Raw genomic sequence first — 16,034 nt, 5'->3', positions numbered from 1 at the left:
ATCCAGTCGACCATCACCCGTCATCCGCGCCCTACAAGGGTGTCGCTATCTTGCGCTTGGCCATATGCTTCAAATAGGCCAGCAGTTGATCCAGTTCGGCGTCCGGCAGCACCGCCGGGGCGAATGCCGGCATCTTTGCCTGCGGCCAGTGCCGCAGGCTCTGCGGATCGCGGATATAGCGCTTGAGGTAGCCCGCGGCGAAGTATTCGGTGGGGTTGTAGGGCAGGTTCAGGTCCGGCCCGACCTGCGCATCGCCGGCGCCGTTGAGCCGATGACAGGCCAGGCAGTTTTTCTGGAACAGCGCGAAGCCCTTGTTCACCGGGTCATTGGACGCCAGCTTCGGGTCCGGTCGCAGGGCCGGGAAGCGTTCGGCCACCGGCGCCAGGCGCTTGATAGCCGCTATCTGAAAGGGCCATTGCTCGGGGCTGACATGGCCGGCCTGGGGGTTGCTCCAGACCAGGTAGAACGGCCCGGCACTGGGCTTGCCGTCGGCCAGTGCTGGCCATGGCTGGCGCGGATCTTCCACCGCCAGCCAGGCCTGCGCCCCTTGACGATTCAACAGGGGCGCGGCACTCATCTCGGCGGCGAAGCCATCCAACGCTATCGCTTGCAGGTGATCATCGGCCTTGAGACCTTGCAGCAGGACGGCCATCGGCACGGCGCGATAGGTCATGTCGCGTTTGTACGAGACATCATCCTTGACCGTGATGGTCTGGGCCTGGCCCAGCAGCTCCTCGGTTTGCCAGATCCGGCTGGTGGAGCCCTGGGGCAGTTCCAGCTGTGCGGCATAAAGGGGCGAGCAGGACAACAGTGTGGTGAGCAGTATCAGCGCTTTCATTCGGTCGGGGTACCGGTCGGGGCAGCCTCGTCGGCCGTATTGTCTTCGCTTTCGAGGGCGCATGCGTCTCCCTCCATCGCGACATGGCTCAAGATTGGCACACAAAACCGCACTTCGGTAGTGAACCCATGCAGGTGGCTGGGGTTGCCGGGAAACACTCTACGGTGCCTAGCCGATCACTTTGGTGAGGTTCGGCAGGATCAACAGCAGGGTGGTGGCGATAACGATGAGACCGGCTTGACGGATTTTCGAATGTTTGAACATGGCTGACTGCCTTTTGTTGTTATTCCTGGCGACGACTACTGACAACAATGCTGTAGTCGATGCCTCGGCAAAACCCGACGGCCATCGCTACAGGCTTAACCTTAGAGTCCGCGTCACACTTGGCTTAGAACCATTTCGTATCAGTTGATTGGAAAATCTTTTTAAAAAGGCATGAGGCATATAGCCAGCCACCTAGAGGGCCTTTTGCTAGACACGTGCAGGGGAGAAAAACGACGATCCCTTAGCTGACTACCGTTCGTCCGAGTGTGACCCTCCAGTCCGGCCAGTCACCGATGCAGCCACTTTGCACGAAGCTGAACCGGAGCTTGCGACAGTGCGTTCCGTGCTTGCCTTGACAGCGGGTTTCAAGGCAGGCTCGGGTTTCATTCTTGATCTTTTTTGTGTCGGGTATTTTTATGTCGTTACACATCTGCATTCTGGAAACCGATGTCCTGCGTCCGGAACTGGTCGATCAATATCAGGGCTATGGGCAGATGTTCGAGCGCCTGTTCTCCCATCAACCGATCGCGGCCAGGTTCAGCGTGTACAACGTGATGCAGGGCAACTATCCGAGTGATGATCTGAACTTTGACGCGTACCTGGTGACTGGCAGCAAGGCCGACTCCTTTGGCAGCGACCCGTGGATCCAGACCCTCAAGGCTTACCTGCTCAACCGCTACGAGCGGGGTGACAAGTTGCTGGGCATCTGCTTCGGCCACCAATTGCTGGCGTTGCTGCTGGGCGGCAAGACCGAGCGTGCGACCCAGGGGTGGGGGGTGGGCACCCATCAATACAAGATGGCGGCGAAGGCGCCGTGGATGAGTCCGGTGCGTGAAGAACTGACCCTGTTGATCAGTCACCAGGACCAGGTCACCGCACTGCCGGAAAACGCCACGGTGATTGCCTCCAGCGATTTCTGCCCGTATGCGGCGTACCACATCAACGACCAGGTGCTGTGCTTCCAGGGGCATCCGGAGTTCATCCACGATTACTCCCGGGCGTTGCTGGATATCCGCCAGGAGTTTCTCGGTGAGCAGATCTATTCCAATGGCGTGGCGAGCCTGGTGCACGAGCACCACGGCACCACTGTCGCGGAATGGATGATGCGTTTCGTGGCGCATAAACCCGAGGCGGCATCGGCCTGAGTGGGCGAGGGGGCGGGCGGTTGTTCCAGGGGGCCTTGGCGGCCCCTTCGCGAGCCGGTCTGCCTGCTATAGCCAGCCGGATTTCTTGAAGCTGGCCCACAACCCCGTGCAGCCCACGGCAATGAATCCCAGCACGGCGAAATAGCCGTAGTGCCAGCTCAACTCCGGCATGTTCTGGAAGTTCATCCCATAGATCCCGGCCACCGCCGTCGGGAATGCCAGGATTGCCGCCCAGGCGGCGAACTTGCGCTGTACCACGCTCTGGCGCGCGGCCTCCAGCAGCACGCCGATCTCGATGGTCTGGCTGGCGATATCGCGCAGCGTCGCCAGGTCTTCCATCTGGCGGGTGACATGAATCTGTACGTCACGGAAATACGGGCGCATGTTCTTGTCGATAAACGGGAAGTCCAGGCGCGAGACTTCCTCGCTGATCTCCACCATCGGCGCCACGTAGCGGCGCAGGCGCAGTACATCGCGGCGCAGGTAATGGATGCGCTGGATATCGCCCTCGTTCAGCGCGCCGGTGAGCACGCTTTTTTCCAGCTCGTCGATCTCGGCGTGGATGGCTTCGCTGACGGGCTGATAGCTCTCGGTGACGAAGTCCAGCAGGGCATACAGGACAAAGTCCTCGCCGTGCTCCAGCAATAGTGGCCGCGCTTCGCAGCGTTGCCTGACATGGGCATAGGACTTCGAGTGGCCGTTACGGCAGGTGATGATGTAGCCGTTGCCAGCGAAGATGTGGGTTTCGATGAACTCCAGCTTGCCTTCGTTGCGGATCGGCGAATAGGTGACGATGAACAGCGCATCGCCGAAGCTTTCCAGCTTGGGCCGGCTGTGTTTTTCCAGCGCGTCTTCAATGGCCAGTTCGTGCAGATTGAACTGTTTTTGCAGGTTGGCCAGTTCCTGGGCGTTGGGCTCTTCCAGGCCGATCCAGACAAAATGGTCCGGTTTCGCCGCCCAGGTACTGCCTTCATCGAGCGTGATATCCCTGACTTTCCTACCGGCGCTGTAAACCGCCGAGGCAACAACTCTACCCATGGTGTTGATCACTTCTGCTTTTTTGAGGGAAGGGCGGGTTGCAGCTTATCCTGCCTTGCCTGTTCAGAGTCAGCAAACGCGTGGGAGTTCGTGGGAGAGTTGCTGATCCATCGCTTCGATGCATGTGCGCATCTGCTCCCGGCATTGGGCGATCAGCAGTGGCATATCGTCCAGTGTCAGCCCGACGGTCGGAATCGCCGGCAGCGAGCGGATCAGGATCTTGCCGCCGAGCCAGCGGTTCAGGCGCATGTGCTTGCTATAGCTGCTGGCACACACCGGCACAATCGGCACCCCGGCGGCGATGGCCATCTGGAACGCGCCTTTCTTGAACGGCAGCAGTTCTTCGCCCAGATTGCGCGTGCCTTCCGGGAAGACCCAGATCGAGGTGTCCTTGTGCTGCAGGGTTTCGGTGGTGGTCAGCATGGAGCGCCGGGCCTTGTGGGCGTTACCGCGGTCGATCAGCACATTGCCGGCCAGCCAGAACAACTGGCCGAACAGGGGCACCCACTTCAGGCTTTTCTTGCCGATGCACACGGTGCGGCGGGGTACCACATTGCCGAAGACGAACAGGTCATAGTTGGATTGATGATTGGCGATGATCACGCAGCTTTGCGGCTTGTTCAGCAGCGGCCCGACTTCGGCTTTGACCCGCAGGCGCAGGATGCGCATCGCGGGCCAGGCATAGAGGCGGGCGCAGAGTCGGCTGTTGTCCGGGTTGAAGGGACGGCATAGCCCGAGCAACACACCGAGTACACCGGCAAGCACAAAATGCAGCCCCATCAACAACATACGCACCAGAAACAACATCTGCAGGGCCCGCCCGGACAAAAGGTGGCGCAGTGTACGGATGTGCACTGTTTTCGGCAATTACCGTCTGTAGCCGGGCGTTGGCGATGTTTTGGCGTATGGTTGCGCTTGAGCGCTCCGTGGCGGGCTTAACCCAAATGTTCCTGATCGAGAATGATCGCGTTATCCAGGGTCTCCAGCAGTTCCTTGCGCACTTTCAGCTTGGTGTTCTTGTGAGCGTTCATATTGATCTTCTTCAGCGCCTGGGCGGCGGCCAGAGCGGCGTCCTTCAGCGCATCGGCGGCCACCACCTTGTCGAGGAAACCGGCATCCACGGCATCCCGTGGGTTGAACATCTCGCCATTGATCACCGAGCGCTGGAATGCCGAGCGCCGCAGGCGATCCCGGGCCAGCTCGATCCCGGCGTGGTGCATGGTCATGCCGATCTGCACTTCATTCAGGCCGATGCTGAACGGCCCGTCGACGCCGATCCGGTAATCGACCGAGAGCAGCAGGAATGCGCCCTTGGCAACCGCATGCCCGGGGCAGGCGACGATGACCGGGAAGGGGTGTGACAGCAGGCGACGGGCGAGGGTGGAGCCAGCGGTCACCAGGCTCACGGCCTCCTTGGGACCGGCGGTCATCACCTTCAGGTCGTAGCCGCCGGACAGAATGCCCGGCTGGCCGGTGATGATCACGATGGCCCGGTCGGCGCTGGCCCGGTCCAGCGCGCTGTTGAACGCGGCAATCACGTCCGGGGAAATGGCATTGACCTTGCCATTGCTCAAGGTCAGGGTCGCGATGCCGTCGTCGAGGTGGTAAGAGATCAATTCACTCATGACGCAATTCCTTATATAGAAGTGAAGCAGACGTTACCCAGCTGCCAGGGCGAGGTAAAGCGTCGTGACTGACTGGTGAGTCAGCCTTTGCCGGTCGCGCAAGGGCTGGCAGCTGGCGCCGGGCCCGCTGTAGGGCGGTAACGCGCGGCGGACCAGGCCGGAGATTGGCGGTTTTGCCCTGATCGCTGGGCCAGGGCGCTGGGGGGCGTCCGGCTTATTGACTTAAGCGCATGAAAATTCTGAAAAAAACCTTTGCCATCGGAAAAGCTTTCGACTACATTAGCGCGCCTCGACAGACTGAATAGGTTTGACGAGATACGGTGAAGTGTCCGAGTGGCTTAAGGAGCACGCCTGGAAAGTGTGTATACAGGAAACTGTATCGAGAGTTCGAATCTCTCCTTCACCGCCATATTGATACCTAAAGGCCCCATTTTATGGGGCCTTTTTGCTTTTGGTGGTTTCTGTTCCCCCATCTGTTCCCCCACTCTCTTTTTGTGTGATTTTGCTCTGCCGCCCTTTAAAGGGGTGTGAATGCAGCGGTGTGAGCGCTTGGCATAAAAATACTCATCAAATCGTATAACGTGCGCGCCCCGACATCTGCGGCCTTGCTGTATGTGGTCGATCAGTACTCTATCGTCGTCATGTCACAATCCCTGTATTGAATCGCTATGGGCGTCGGACAGGTGTCAGTGCCGCAGCAAGGCTGGCTCCGTCCTACCGGTTCAAGGCTGACCCGCCTGGGTGGGGCGTGATTTCGCGAGCTGCCTAAACTACTAGGGAGCACGGCGTCTGCCTGGGAAGGTGTCGCATAGCTCGCCTCTAATCGGTCCCGGCTCTAGCTTTGGTCAGAGAGCTTTCCTTGTTTGCACAGGAGATCCCCAAGAGTCGTAGGCGATTCATCTCCGCTGGGAGGACTTTGTGTGACTGCTTGAGTGCCCGGGCGTGGTATGTCTGTATCACGCTCGCCAGGTGCTGCTCCTGCGGTTTCACTGGCTAAGTGATTGATCAGTGGGTTGGTGCTATCTGTCTTGGCGAGGCGCTGCTTTATGAATGCGCTCGCGACTCCATCTTTCCCAATTGAAGCATAGATTTTATATCTGCCGTGCTGATCCCATGTTGCTGTTTGAGGGGGTTGAATCTGTGCTTCTGTAGTGGAGTGAGGTGAGGCGTTTTCGATGGGCGCCGTTCCTATGGCTTCGCTGGTGGATTGGCCGAGCGGTGGATTAGTGCTGTTGAGTGTGCCCGCTGGATTGGGCTTTGTCTTTGTTTGTGGGGGTTGTTGGCTCAGGGGCTTTGAGTAGGTGACTGGCTGAAGGTCGATGAGTCTTGTCTGTGATGTGTTTTTCGTCGGCCTGCCCGCGATGAGGCGACAGACGCGCTGTTCCTCTTTCATGGCTTTAGAGAGGCGCCCTGGGATGCGGAGTTTGAGTTCGTTGGTTTTGTCTGTGCTTGCGGCTATATCGGTGCCGGCCTCGGTTACCACCTCCTTTACTAGCTTTTCTATTCTGTGCTGTTGATCCTGGGTGATCGTCACTGTCGAGTGACTGTCGTGCAACAGGATCTCGGTTCGGCACAGCGCTGCCACGGTGAATTCAAGCAAATCCATTGCGGCATTGTTTCGCTGGCGGAGTCTCTTGGCTTCTTCTTTGAATTCGTCTCGCTGCTTTTTCAGTTCGGTGTGGGCGTTAGCCCCATCAGAAATCAATCTGCTAAGCATGTTGCCTGCGGTGATCTTGCTCTCCTCCGCTAGCCGTGCCAGCTCTTTTTTTGCATCTATTTTGAGCTTGAAGGCATAGGTCTTCCGAGTCTTATCTGATGCATTGCATTTTACCTGTCGCCATGCAGCCCTCATTTGCACAAGGATCAATATTCCTTCCCCGGAGCTCTCTAGGTCTTCGCCGATCTGAAGGAGTTCGCTAGTTGAGGGGAGGTTTCGCGGGTCGATTTTGCGTTTCCCTTGCAGATATTTGCGAGCCCATTCCTGCTGCTTGCGATCCTTGCTATCAAGCCATGTAAGTCCGCGTGATCTTTGGTTCATACCCCGCCCCAACTGTTAGTGCCATTTTGCAGAACTATACTGTGTTATTCATCACGTTACACATGACGAGGCTATTCACGTGAATATGTCACGTGAATATGTCACGTGAATAATATCGTTACTAGATGACGTCTTAGATGACGTTACTGCATCACGATCAATCATTTATACAGTCTGTAATTATTACGATATAATCAAGGTTTTCGGACTTGGGCTCTGGAGGCTTTACGTGTTTACAGCTGCTTTATGTTGCGAAGCGAAAGGACTTGATCCAGTGGGGAAATATTTCCTAACTCGCTTCGTTCAATGCTTCGGCGCCGCTGATCCTGAGGGGCTTGGCGTAAAGGCTTTTGCGGAACGCTTTGGGCTATCGGATCGCCAGGTAACTGCGTCGCTGGCGGCTTTGGTAGCGTGCAAGGTGATGGACTTTTCGTCCACGTCAGAGGGAAAGGGGCGACCTAAGAGGTGCTATCGACTTCAGGATGACTTTCATAAAAAGCTCAGTAATGCAGCGGAGCCGCCACCCACTCACAAGTTCGCTATCGACAATTTGCTGGAGCACGAAAATAGGAAAGCTACTCACGCACGCGAAAAACCCGAGAAGCAAAAAACGGATCTGACTCCGTTGGCTGACATGCGGGGCAAAAGGCAGCCTGATCGGTTGACTGTTGTGAATCGCCTGTTGCTGGGTGTGCTGTTGTGCCGTGCTGACCGTTTCGGGTGGTCAGCGACTTGGGCTCTTCGGATCCGCGAGCCTGGCGGCTGTGGACGATCTCCACCAAGCCACCGGCCGGGATCTCAACCTAGTAGTAGGGCAGAAGCACAACGCCACGGTGGGTGGCGACATGCAGGAGCGGATCCAGGGGCTGCGCCAGAGCGTGGCAGCGTTCGGTCAGCGCCTGCAGGCGCCCAAGACTTGGCTTGGATCGGAAGGGGTGAACGTGCTCCAGGTGCTGTGTGATTTACTCGACCTAGTGGAGCAGATGAACACTCAACTAGCCGGGCATACCCATGGATCGACGCCAGCACCAAGTAACGCCGCTGCATTCACCCGTGCGGAGGAAGCAGCAAAGCAGCTAGCCGACCAGTTGAAGTCAATTACGCTAGAGTCTTCAGGTAATAGATTTAATTTATAGATGACCTGGTATTCGTCATTCGGTTCGAAAAATGAAAAAGCTGAAAGTTTCTAGGTCGCACCGATTGATACGCAAAAATTCATAAACTCGTTTGTCACTGTGAGTTATATCACCATTCGTGGCGTATATTATCTCTTGCCGTTGGAAATCTGATATACGCTCCACGACGACCTCTTCGCTTCGAGAAAAGAGGCCGATGGTAGTGAATAATCCTGCGTTGCTGCCTGCCTGAAAGTGTCCGGATGGCCGTGGAATCCGCAGCGAAGGAGAGGTGGCACGTGCAGACCTATGAGCTTGAGCGTGAGCGACGTCGCAAAGCGGTGGCGGAGGTTCTTGGCTGTCAGGCACTCGAAGGTGTGAGGCCTTCCTCTACGCACCTTGCTGAGATGCAGCGATATGCGGATGGCCTAGTCAGTCTTGATGAGCTACTGACGGAGTTGATTGAGTGCATACGGCAGTGCTCTCCACGGTAAGCAGTTAACTTCCATGAAAGCCGGCTCTGAGAGATCTTTACCATGCTTGATTCGAACTGCCCGACAAGCAGCCGGCTGACGCCGAATGATCGAGTTCTATTTCTCGATTTTGATGGTGTGCTGCACCCAGACGACGTTTACCGTACCCTGTAGTGGTCTAATGAAACTGGACACCTATTCAGGCGAGAATGCACGGGGTTGGCGAATCCGCATTACGTCGCTGGGTCAGCCAATTAAGGGGGAGTGGCAGCGAGAGATGCTTACGCAGGAGGCGTGGGCTTTTTTCTTACAATTGCCAGAGGAGTTATGTCGCACCAATGACTACTACCTTAGTGAATCGCCTGATTTGTAGCCTTAAAGGGCTTCGTGTAGGAGGTGCAGGGCGTGCAACCTTTAAAAAGGCGCTACTGCAGCCAATGCGCAGATCAGATAGCAGAGTTTAGATCAAACAAGGCAGCGACTCACCTGTCAAAGTGGTCGCTTGCCCGTTTTAATTCAAAGAGTTTTTACATACTCTTCAGTAACGCCATTATGAGAAATAGAAACCTTGTTAGTGCTGCTGTCCTTCAGTGGTTCGGTATATCCAATGATTTTAGCCTCAACTCCCAATGATTGAGAGATCTCGATAATACCGGCGGCAACACTAGAATCACATGAAATTTCAAGGCGCTGGCCACAGTTAAAGACCGACCACATATCTTTGATGTTCGTGTCGCTATTGTTTTTTATTGCTTCAAAAATTGGGGGTAGGTCAAACAAATTATCTTTTATATAGTGCATGCCACTTGAAAAGTTCAAAGACTTCGTAATTCCGCCTCCGGTATTATGTATTACTGAACGTATTTTATCTCCATAAATATCGAAGACTTTCGCCATAACGGGGAGATAAGTTCTGCACGGAGATAGAAGGGCATCGCCTACCGTTTGGCTTGAGCCTGGCAGCGCATCAGACAAAGAAAACTGTCCATTATATACGGAGGAAGGATTGATAGTGTTCGAAAAAGTCTCCGGGAATTTTTCGCCATACTTTTTGCTTAGAAGTTCATGGCGTGCTACTGTGAACCCGTTTGAACCTATTCCCGAGTTAATAGTGCTTTCGTAGCTTGCTTTGCCAAAGGAGGAAAGGCCAACTATAACGTTATTTGGATTTTGATTTATCTTGCCTGCATCGATAAAGCGAGATTTCGGGAATCTGGCGTACATTGTCGAGTCGACAATTAAGGTGCTAATTATATCCCCGACATCAGCCGTTTCGCCACCGCACAGGGATATAGTGATTCCAAATGGCCGCATACTGTCTGCGAAATGTTGATATCCTAGCATTATAGATGCCAAAATATCTTTTCCAACTCGATGTGAGTTTCGGCCTATTGTATTGCTTAAAATGAAACCATCTGTACAGCCAACACATAGCATGTCATCGGTGTTCATGACCGAAGAGTCAATTGCTAAGCTCTCGAAAATTTTACTGCTTCCAGTTTCTTTATAGTGAAGATATGCAACTATAGACTTAGAGCCTGCGCCATCAGCATGAAGCAGTTGGTAGTATTGGGATCCATCGTCAATTACCTGGCAGAATGCAGTTGCATCAGACGAATTACGCAACTGGCCCATGGCTTCGTGAACATCTTCCTTTGATGAGGAAACACCCAGCTTACTGTAAAGGGTAGACATACCTACTCCAGTGATGATTGAAGGCGAATAGAGTGTATTGACGTAGTGCTTGCTAATTTTATCACGTTTGCAACTTGGATCGCAACATCAGCTGGTTTCAAGGACACTGGGCGATCACCAGGACTTTTTCCGTTAAAATAAGTGTCGACACGGCCCGGCGATATAGTCGTTATAGAGATATTTTTACCTTTTAGCTCTAATCTTATTGAGTCAGACAAACCGAGAAGTCCATACTTAGATGCGCAATATAGGGCAGCATTTTCAAAGGGTTTGAAGTCAGCATCTGAAGATATATTTATTATCTTGCCGAAATTTGCGGTTTTCATCTCTTCAATATAGTTACTTATAATATAGAATGGTGTCGTGAGATTGACGTTTATCAGCTCGCTCCATTCGTTTATTTTTATTTCAGATATCGGCTTAAAAATACCGTAGCCAGCGTTATTTACGATGACGTCGAATCGCAAAACAACACTTTTCAGTTGCTCGATTGTTTGTACCAGTTGGTCGTTGAATCGAAGGTCGCACCTGTAAAACATTGAGTCTTGTATGCCGGTCGGGGGGGTCAACCCGATGACATAAATATTATTAGATGAGTCTTCTCGAAGCTTCTCGTAGATAGCAAGTCCAATACCTTTGCTAGCACCTGTCAATAGGATGTTCAATTGCATTCACTTCCTTTGTTGTGAATTTGATCGATGTAGACGCTAAGGTTTCTTGCCTCATCTTTTTTTGTTATGACTACGACTGATGCATTCATTATTTCTGTTATTTCTACTAAGCCATTGGCCCGTAAGGTTTGGCCTGTTTCAATGCACTCAACACCATACAAAAAAGCATTGGGTATCATAGCTTCGGTTGATCCGCTTAGTTTGTAGATATTAGAAGGTGGAATACTCAAGCCTGCTAAGAACTGTTTTGTTATACGTGGGAACTCAGTGACTACTTTTACTCCTGCCACTAATTCATTTTTAGCGTGCGACCCGATAAGACTTATACGTGTATCACACCAGTCGAGGTGCTTTTGTATAGATATATTTTCTAGTCCGCTTTCTGCAACCCATTCAGACGAAGTAACTCCTATATCAATTACCCCGTCATGTACCAGTTGTGGGATGTCTCTATGTTTTAGTAGATAGCAATGTGTTTCTGTGTTGCAAAAACTCAGGCAGTCATTTTTTGCGTCCATATGCATTATTTTTTCAATGGTGCTGCGCGAATATGGAATGACAACACCTTTGGGAAATCCGATTTTAACTGCCATGTTTAACTACTCCTTTGATGAAATTATATATGTCTTTGATGGTGTTATTGCTTTCAAAAGTTGAAAGGTGCAAGTTACACCATTCAGTGCATCCGTTGGTCAACACCTTTGCTAAGGTAGGATTCTTAAGTACCGATAGCCCTAACTCAGCCAGGTGGTATGAATCATTGGCGTCAAAAAGTAATCCGTTTGCTCCATGCTCAATTACTTGAAGTGAAGAGAGATTTTTTGCGCTTATGGTTGGGACTTTAAAAGCCTGAGCTTCAATTAGGACAGAGCTGAAATTACTTACATACCTAGCATCGATGAATAAATCTGTTCCAGCAAGGAGTCCTCCTATTTGAGCTCTGTTTAAGTATCCTGGAAAAAATATACTATCAGATATTTCGAATCGCTTCGCCAATGCCTTCAGCCGTTTGTAATTTACGGATTCCGGGTGGTCATCGGTACCTGCTATTACTAATATTACGTCATTGTGCTGCTTTCGCATGCTGCTGAATGCCATAATTATCGAGTCGATTCCCTTTTCCTCCTTAAAACATGAGTTGATCGTGGTGATAACTTTCATGTCCTTGGGGAGCCTCTGAGTAGTACTGCAATCTAGATCATAAATGTCTGCTGTCAATGCTGGAGGGGAAATTAAATATGGTGGCGTTTTGTTAACTCTCAAAATTTTAAAGGAGTTAAGTATTTCTTCATTAGGGAAGATGATGCCGCTAACTCGAGTTATGGATTCACGTATCATGCGCTTTAAATTTGAGCTTAACTGATCAAAAGAGGATAGGTCGCGTCCGAAGCTGAATACAATATACGGAACCCCCATAACCTCGCCAAATACCTTGGCTGCATAACTAGCTACGGAAAAATATTGCACTACCACCACATCAATTTTGGACTCGACATGCTTAGTGAATAGGTAAGCGAGATATATTTCTAAGTTTTCAATATGCTGTTCGTCGGTAATATATCTGTCTGTTATTATAGGGTGTTCAAGTAGTTTCGGATTTGTAGAAATATTGTCGATTGGGGTATTTATATCAATTGGCAGCTTTTGCGCAAGCGTGGCCACAGTTACGCCAAGTTCTTTTAGGCCCTTTATTGTGATCAGTGCATTGATTATACTACCTGATTCGTAAGATAAATCTGCAGAGGGTAAAAATGCAATATTCATTAATTGCTCTCTATGTTATATAATATTTTGTCGAGGGTTGAGTTGTTGTGGATATCACCCGTCAAATATTTTATTGGTACGCTATTTAACATTTTTGTTAGAAGAAAGTATTCGCGTTGAGAGTGGCTCAGATATTCTAGGCTTGATTCAAATAACTCTGATAGATCCTCTTTCAGGTCATAATTGCATGTTGCCAAGCCGAACTGGATGATAAAGTTTATAGCGTGTTCTATATTGAGGGGTTCCTCGTGGTATTCCGGGCTCTCATTTTTTTCGAAGATTATTATGGATTTCAGTTTTGCAAATCTTTCCGTCTTTAATGGTGAAGGGGGTATATAGTGTTGTGAATTTTCCGAGCGCTTTCGTATCCAAGTATTCATGCCCCAAACATATCCGTCTTTGTAAATGGTATGCGTATTGCTGAGTGTTTTATAACCGAACAGATTAAGTTTTTCTGCAAGCGTGCTTTTGCCCGAACCACCTTTGCCTATAACTAGTAAGGCATTTCCATTTTTATCGGACAGTGTAGTGGCTTTTAAGTGTAGCGCGGAGTGTTGAAATGACATTGTGGAAAGATAAAGTTTGAGTGCATAATTCCAGAAAATTTTAGTGTAATCATTCAAACATCCATTTTTTAGCACTATATTTAACATGTCTGTCGACATGGACACTTGGCCAGGCAGGCCGATGTGATGCCCAAGGTGCAACCCTTTAGCAAATTGACTATTTCTGTATGATGACTTCGGAGAGCTATCAGCGCCAAAGGTAATATTGTATTTAGTATTGCTAATTGTTTTTTTGTAATTGGCCTCACCAAGGACAGGGTCAGTAATTGCCCTATTCTCTTGTGCGCAATTTATTATGAGTTGTCCAAAAGGGGTTTGATAGTAGTAGCTTTCAAGTTGAATTGTTTTCACATGTATTACCCATTCAGTCCATTGGGGCTATCAGATGTGTAGTGCTTCTGCTTGCTTCCTCACCGACGATCTAGCGTAGCTTTTTTTATTTATGTTGAATAGAGGGCAGTGGGCTAGCATAGCTATATGCCCTATGACGAGGCTTACCACATGCTGTGCAGCTTTGCGTTGACGTGTGGGTTTAAGCTACCCCTCTAAATTGATTTACTAAAAATCCTCTCTACTTGACTTTTTTTGGAAATGAACTAGGGTTAAGTCCCAGTGTGTGTTTTATTATACTAGGAGCTGCACTTGTCAATGGAAATGACTATTCGAGATATATTGCTGGCACCAGGCTTTGATGATTTGAATCCTATTTCGAAAATTGAAACCCTGCTCCCAACTAACTCCAATCTGAAGCGGATTGTGAGTTATTAATTGCTGCTCTTCTCGCTGTTGATCTTGAGCTGCGTCACATGTTCAATCTACAGGGGAATTCGTTGTATGTTCTTTCTGACTCTTCAATTAAAGGATTGGTGTTAAGGGCATTAGGAAAAAGCTTGGATCAGTCTTCTTTTGTATTTATTACATACGCTCAGCTAATTTATCGATTTACTGTGGCAACTAAATTCAACGTTGATATCTCCGAGGAGAAGCAACTTAGAATAAATAGCTGGGGTGTAAAGTATTACTCCGAATTTTTGGGGCGGTCTTATGAGTCGACATTAAAAGCACTCAGAGCTGAGTTTAAAAAAATTTTAGATGAGTATGGGCCGCAATATTCGGAACTGGTGTGTATGCTCAAGATGCCAGCGATTGATTCACAAACCGCTTCTAGCATCAAGTATATCAACCAGTATTTATCATTTAGGTTGGTGGCATGAAAAAATCTGATGAAATTATTATTTCTTCCCTGGCTAATATTTTTCAGCTGCAGGAAGCGTATGGCTGCGTCTTCGGAACATACGATAAGGATAAGGCTTGTTTGTGGCTGACAGAAGAGGTGGGTGAGCTAATTCGGGCAATCCGGCGTAATCACGATTTGGACGATATTACCGGTGAGCTTGGTGATATATTAGTGTGGATTTTTAGTTTAATGAATACCCTAGAGATTGATGGCCGGACTTTAGTCGAGAAATCTATATTGAAGGAGTTGGATCGCCAGAGAGTAAAATATGGCGCAGATAAGGTAAATAGTTAGCGTGAGTTTTGTTGTTTATTACGACGTCGGTAAAAATCATTTGTTTGATACTTGAGTATGTGCTGATACAGATATTGATGGCCTTGCCTTGTTATTTGTTTTTGTTTAGTGCTGGGTCAAACTGCCGTACAAGATAGTATTGTGGATTCAACGAGTGTAATTGAGGGCGGTGCAGATGATATACCGATATCCGCTTAGCTGCGTATCAAGTGGATCTAGCTGGAAGTTCAGAGCACCCGTCACAAGGTCTATTGAGCCATTTTTTAGACGAGGATTTTCCAAGTGGGTGGTGTAGAGGACTGTATCACTTCACTAGATGCATCCGCTATTGATCGATCTCCAAGCTGGCTTGGGGGGCTGGCGTTTCAGTAACGAAAATCCCTCACTATCAAGCCTTGCGAAGGCAAGCAGACTCGATGGAGCATGAGGTGCGATGCGAGATTTATCGACTGGTTTCCCGCTACAGGTATCAGTTGTGAATACTTAGAAGCTTGCCGCCAGCAGGAATAGAATTTATATGACATGATAGCTTCATGATGGCTTATTGGCATGCAAAAAAAACGGGCTCGCATAGCACTAGTTTGATCTCCAAATCCGATGGAGTATTTGGTCTGTGATTGAGTGCTGGACTTAGATGGATTTTTGAGTAGAGGTATTTTTACTTGACTCCAATAAATACTACTATCTGGCAGCATTAAAGGATGTGTGTTGTGCGTGGACGTCACGGTGAGCATATATTAGAGAAACGCTTTAGCCGCCATTTTTGGTATCACTGATGTTGTCTGCAATTTACCTAATCTAATGGCTATATAATATCAAAATATCATCTAATCAGGGGGGGGTATCCAGATAATGCATGTGTGTCAATGGGCGATTTTATTTTATTTTTTTCATTTTGAAATTTGACACGTGGTTAGTATGGGTCTAGTTTTCTGGTTCGAAGTGATACTGCTTCGTATAAAACTTAACTAGAAAGGAATTAGGTTATGACTACTACTATTCGTGTGCTCGATCTCCAAGAGCAGAAAGCCGTAAGCGCATCTGCCGCCTTCACCAACAGCGGTGGCGGTGGTGGCGGTGGTGTTGCCAACAAGGCCTAACGAGCCATCGCTCAACCACCACGATCCTGCTTTGACAAAGTGATTCCGCTTTGTGCAAAACTTAACTAGAAAAGGAATTAAGTTATGACTACTACTATTCGTGTGCTCGATGTTCAAGAACAGAAAGCTGTGAGCGCATCAGCCGCCTTCACCAACAGCGGTGGCGGTGGT

The 16,034-nt window shown here is 49.9% G+C and carries 14 protein-coding genes, 1 tRNA gene and 1 pseudogene; 6 read left to right on the top strand and 10 right to left on the bottom strand.

The window, feature by feature from the left end:
- Positions 1 to 31: 31 nt before the first annotated feature.
- A complete protein-coding gene (locus PFEN_RS00080; RefSeq protein WP_191485021.1) occupies positions 32 to 838 on the bottom strand; it encodes a cytochrome c in 807 nt (268 codons plus the stop codon).
- 680 nt (positions 839 to 1,518) lie between these two features.
- On the opposite strand from PFEN_RS00080, the gene PFEN_RS00075 reads away from it, so the two are divergent.
- Positions 1,519 to 2,247 carry an amidotransferase gene (locus PFEN_RS00075; RefSeq protein WP_191485020.1) on the top strand — a complete coding sequence of 243 codons (729 nt, stop codon included), beginning with the start codon at positions 1,519 to 1,521 and terminating at the stop codon, positions 2,245 to 2,247.
- Positions 2,248 to 2,313: 66 nt separating this feature from the next.
- Here PFEN_RS00075 and PFEN_RS00070 read toward each other — a convergent pair whose 3' ends face one another.
- The 3 genes from PFEN_RS00070 to PFEN_RS00060 form a co-directional block, all read right to left on the bottom strand.
- Positions 2,314 to 3,285, bottom strand: a complete 972-nt coding sequence (locus tag PFEN_RS00070; protein WP_191485019.1) for a magnesium and cobalt transport protein CorA — start codon at positions 3,283 to 3,285, stop codon at positions 2,314 to 2,316.
- Between the two features lie 69 nt (positions 3,286 to 3,354).
- Complete coding sequence (locus PFEN_RS00065) at positions 3,355 to 4,092, bottom strand: lysophospholipid acyltransferase family protein (protein WP_191485018.1); 738 nt, start codon at positions 4,090 to 4,092, stop codon at positions 3,355 to 3,357.
- Between the two features lie 128 nt (positions 4,093 to 4,220).
- Entirely contained in the window at positions 4,221 to 4,910 is a 690-nt protein-coding gene (locus PFEN_RS00060; RefSeq protein ID WP_191485017.1) for a crotonase/enoyl-CoA hydratase family protein, read from the bottom strand.
- Positions 4,911 to 5,229: 319 nt separating this feature from the next.
- Here PFEN_RS00060 and PFEN_RS00055 point away from each other — a divergent pair.
- A tRNA-Ser gene (locus PFEN_RS00055) sits at positions 5,230 to 5,319 on the top strand.
- Between the two features lie 426 nt (positions 5,320 to 5,745).
- Here PFEN_RS00055 and PFEN_RS00050 read toward each other — a convergent pair.
- On the bottom strand, positions 5,746 to 6,948 hold the full coding sequence (locus PFEN_RS00050) for a hypothetical protein (protein WP_191485016.1): 1,203 nt from the start codon (positions 6,946 to 6,948) through the stop codon (positions 5,746 to 5,748).
- A gap of 719 nt (positions 6,949 to 7,667) precedes the next feature.
- Here PFEN_RS00050 and PFEN_RS00045 point away from each other — a divergent pair.
- Together PFEN_RS00045 and PFEN_RS31235 are read left to right on the top strand one after the other, a co-directional pair.
- Positions 7,668 to 8,084, top strand: a pseudogene (locus PFEN_RS00045) (hypothetical protein); the annotation flags it as partial.
- Positions 8,085 to 8,326: 242 nt separating this feature from the next.
- Positions 8,327 to 8,557 carry an antitoxin VbhA family protein gene (locus PFEN_RS31235; protein WP_224770864.1) on the top strand — a complete coding sequence of 77 codons (231 nt, stop codon included), beginning with the start codon at positions 8,327 to 8,329 and terminating at the stop codon, positions 8,555 to 8,557.
- Positions 8,558 to 9,052: 495 nt separating this feature from the next.
- Here PFEN_RS31235 and PFEN_RS00035 read toward each other — a convergent pair whose 3' ends face one another.
- The 5 genes from PFEN_RS00035 to PFEN_RS00015 are packed head-to-tail and all read right to left on the bottom strand — an operon-like array spanning position 9,053 to position 13,583.
- Entirely contained in the window at positions 9,053 to 10,231 is a 1,179-nt protein-coding gene (locus PFEN_RS00035) for an AIR synthase-related protein (protein WP_191485014.1), read from the bottom strand.
- 2 nt (positions 10,232 to 10,233) lie between these two features.
- Complete coding sequence (locus PFEN_RS00030; RefSeq protein WP_191485013.1) at positions 10,234 to 10,902, bottom strand: SDR family oxidoreductase; 669 nt, start codon at positions 10,900 to 10,902, stop codon at positions 10,234 to 10,236.
- Entirely contained in the window at positions 10,893 to 11,495 is a 603-nt protein-coding gene (hisG, locus tag PFEN_RS00025) for an ATP phosphoribosyltransferase (protein ID WP_191485012.1), read from the bottom strand. The genes PFEN_RS00030 and hisG overlap by 10 nt, the downstream gene beginning before the upstream one ends.
- On the bottom strand, positions 11,485 to 12,666 hold the full coding sequence (locus tag PFEN_RS00020; RefSeq protein ID WP_191485011.1) for a glycosyltransferase: 1,182 nt from the start codon (positions 12,664 to 12,666) through the stop codon (positions 11,485 to 11,487). Before PFEN_RS00020 ends, hisG begins: the two co-directional genes overlap by 11 nt.
- Entirely contained in the window at positions 12,666 to 13,583 is a 918-nt protein-coding gene (locus PFEN_RS00015) for a hypothetical protein (RefSeq protein WP_191485010.1), read from the bottom strand. The genes PFEN_RS00020 and PFEN_RS00015 overlap by 1 nt, the downstream gene beginning before the upstream one ends.
- A 455-nt stretch (positions 13,584 to 14,038) precedes the next feature.
- On the opposite strand from PFEN_RS00015, the gene PFEN_RS00010 reads away from it, so the two are divergent.
- Positions 14,039 to 14,446: a hypothetical protein gene (locus tag PFEN_RS00010; protein WP_191485009.1), complete on the top strand. Its 408-nt coding sequence runs from the start codon at positions 14,039 to 14,041 to the stop codon at positions 14,444 to 14,446.
- On the top strand, positions 14,443 to 14,763 hold the full coding sequence (locus PFEN_RS00005) for a MazG nucleotide pyrophosphohydrolase domain-containing protein (protein WP_191485008.1): 321 nt from the start codon (positions 14,443 to 14,445) through the stop codon (positions 14,761 to 14,763). Before PFEN_RS00010 ends, PFEN_RS00005 begins: the two co-directional genes overlap by 4 nt.
- Positions 14,764 to 16,034: the final 1,271 nt, after the last annotated feature.

This window comes from Pseudomonas sp. FEN, from assembly GCF_904067045.1.
Taxonomy (GTDB): Bacteria; Pseudomonadota; Gammaproteobacteria; order Pseudomonadales; family Pseudomonadaceae; genus Aquipseudomonas.
The sequence above is the reverse complement of the archived record's forward strand: the minus strand, read 5'-3'. Positions and strand labels throughout refer to the sequence as shown.

Excerpts from the sequence above, each read along its gene's own strand:
- PFEN_RS00010 (WP_191485009.1), top strand. The coding sequence starts at position 14,039 with ATGTTCAATCTACAGGGGAATTCGTTGTATGTTCTTTCTGACTCTTCA.
- PFEN_RS31235 (WP_224770864.1), top strand. The coding sequence starts at position 8,327 with ATGGCCGTGGAATCCGCAGCGAAGGAGAGGTGGCACGTGCAGACCTAT.
- PFEN_RS00035 (WP_191485014.1), bottom strand. The coding sequence starts at position 10,231 with ATGTCTACCCTTTACAGTAAGCTGGGTGTTTCCTCATCAAAGGAAGAT.
- PFEN_RS00020 (WP_191485011.1), bottom strand. The coding sequence starts at position 12,666 with ATGAATATTGCATTTTTACCCTCTGCAGATTTATCTTACGAATCAGGT.
- PFEN_RS00005 (WP_191485008.1), top strand. The coding sequence starts at position 14,443 with ATGAAAAAATCTGATGAAATTATTATTTCTTCCCTGGCTAATATTTTT.
- PFEN_RS00075 (WP_191485020.1), top strand. The coding sequence starts at position 1,519 with ATGTCGTTACACATCTGCATTCTGGAAACCGATGTCCTGCGTCCGGAA.
- PFEN_RS00070 (WP_191485019.1), bottom strand. The coding sequence starts at position 3,285 with ATGGGTAGAGTTGTTGCCTCGGCGGTTTACAGCGCCGGTAGGAAAGTC.
- hisG (WP_191485012.1), bottom strand. The coding sequence starts at position 11,495 with ATGGCAGTTAAAATCGGATTTCCCAAAGGTGTTGTCATTCCATATTCG.
- PFEN_RS00050 (WP_191485016.1), bottom strand. The coding sequence starts at position 6,948 with ATGAACCAAAGATCACGCGGACTTACATGGCTTGATAGCAAGGATCGC.
- PFEN_RS00030 (WP_191485013.1), bottom strand. The coding sequence starts at position 10,902 with ATGCAATTGAACATCCTATTGACAGGTGCTAGCAAAGGTATTGGACTT.
- PFEN_RS00080 (WP_191485021.1), bottom strand. The coding sequence starts at position 838 with ATGAAAGCGCTGATACTGCTCACCACACTGTTGTCCTGCTCGCCCCTT.
- PFEN_RS00060 (WP_191485017.1), bottom strand. The coding sequence starts at position 4,910 with ATGAGTGAATTGATCTCTTACCACCTCGACGACGGCATCGCGACCCTG.
- PFEN_RS00065 (WP_191485018.1), bottom strand. The coding sequence starts at position 4,092 with ATGTTGTTTCTGGTGCGTATGTTGTTGATGGGGCTGCATTTTGTGCTT.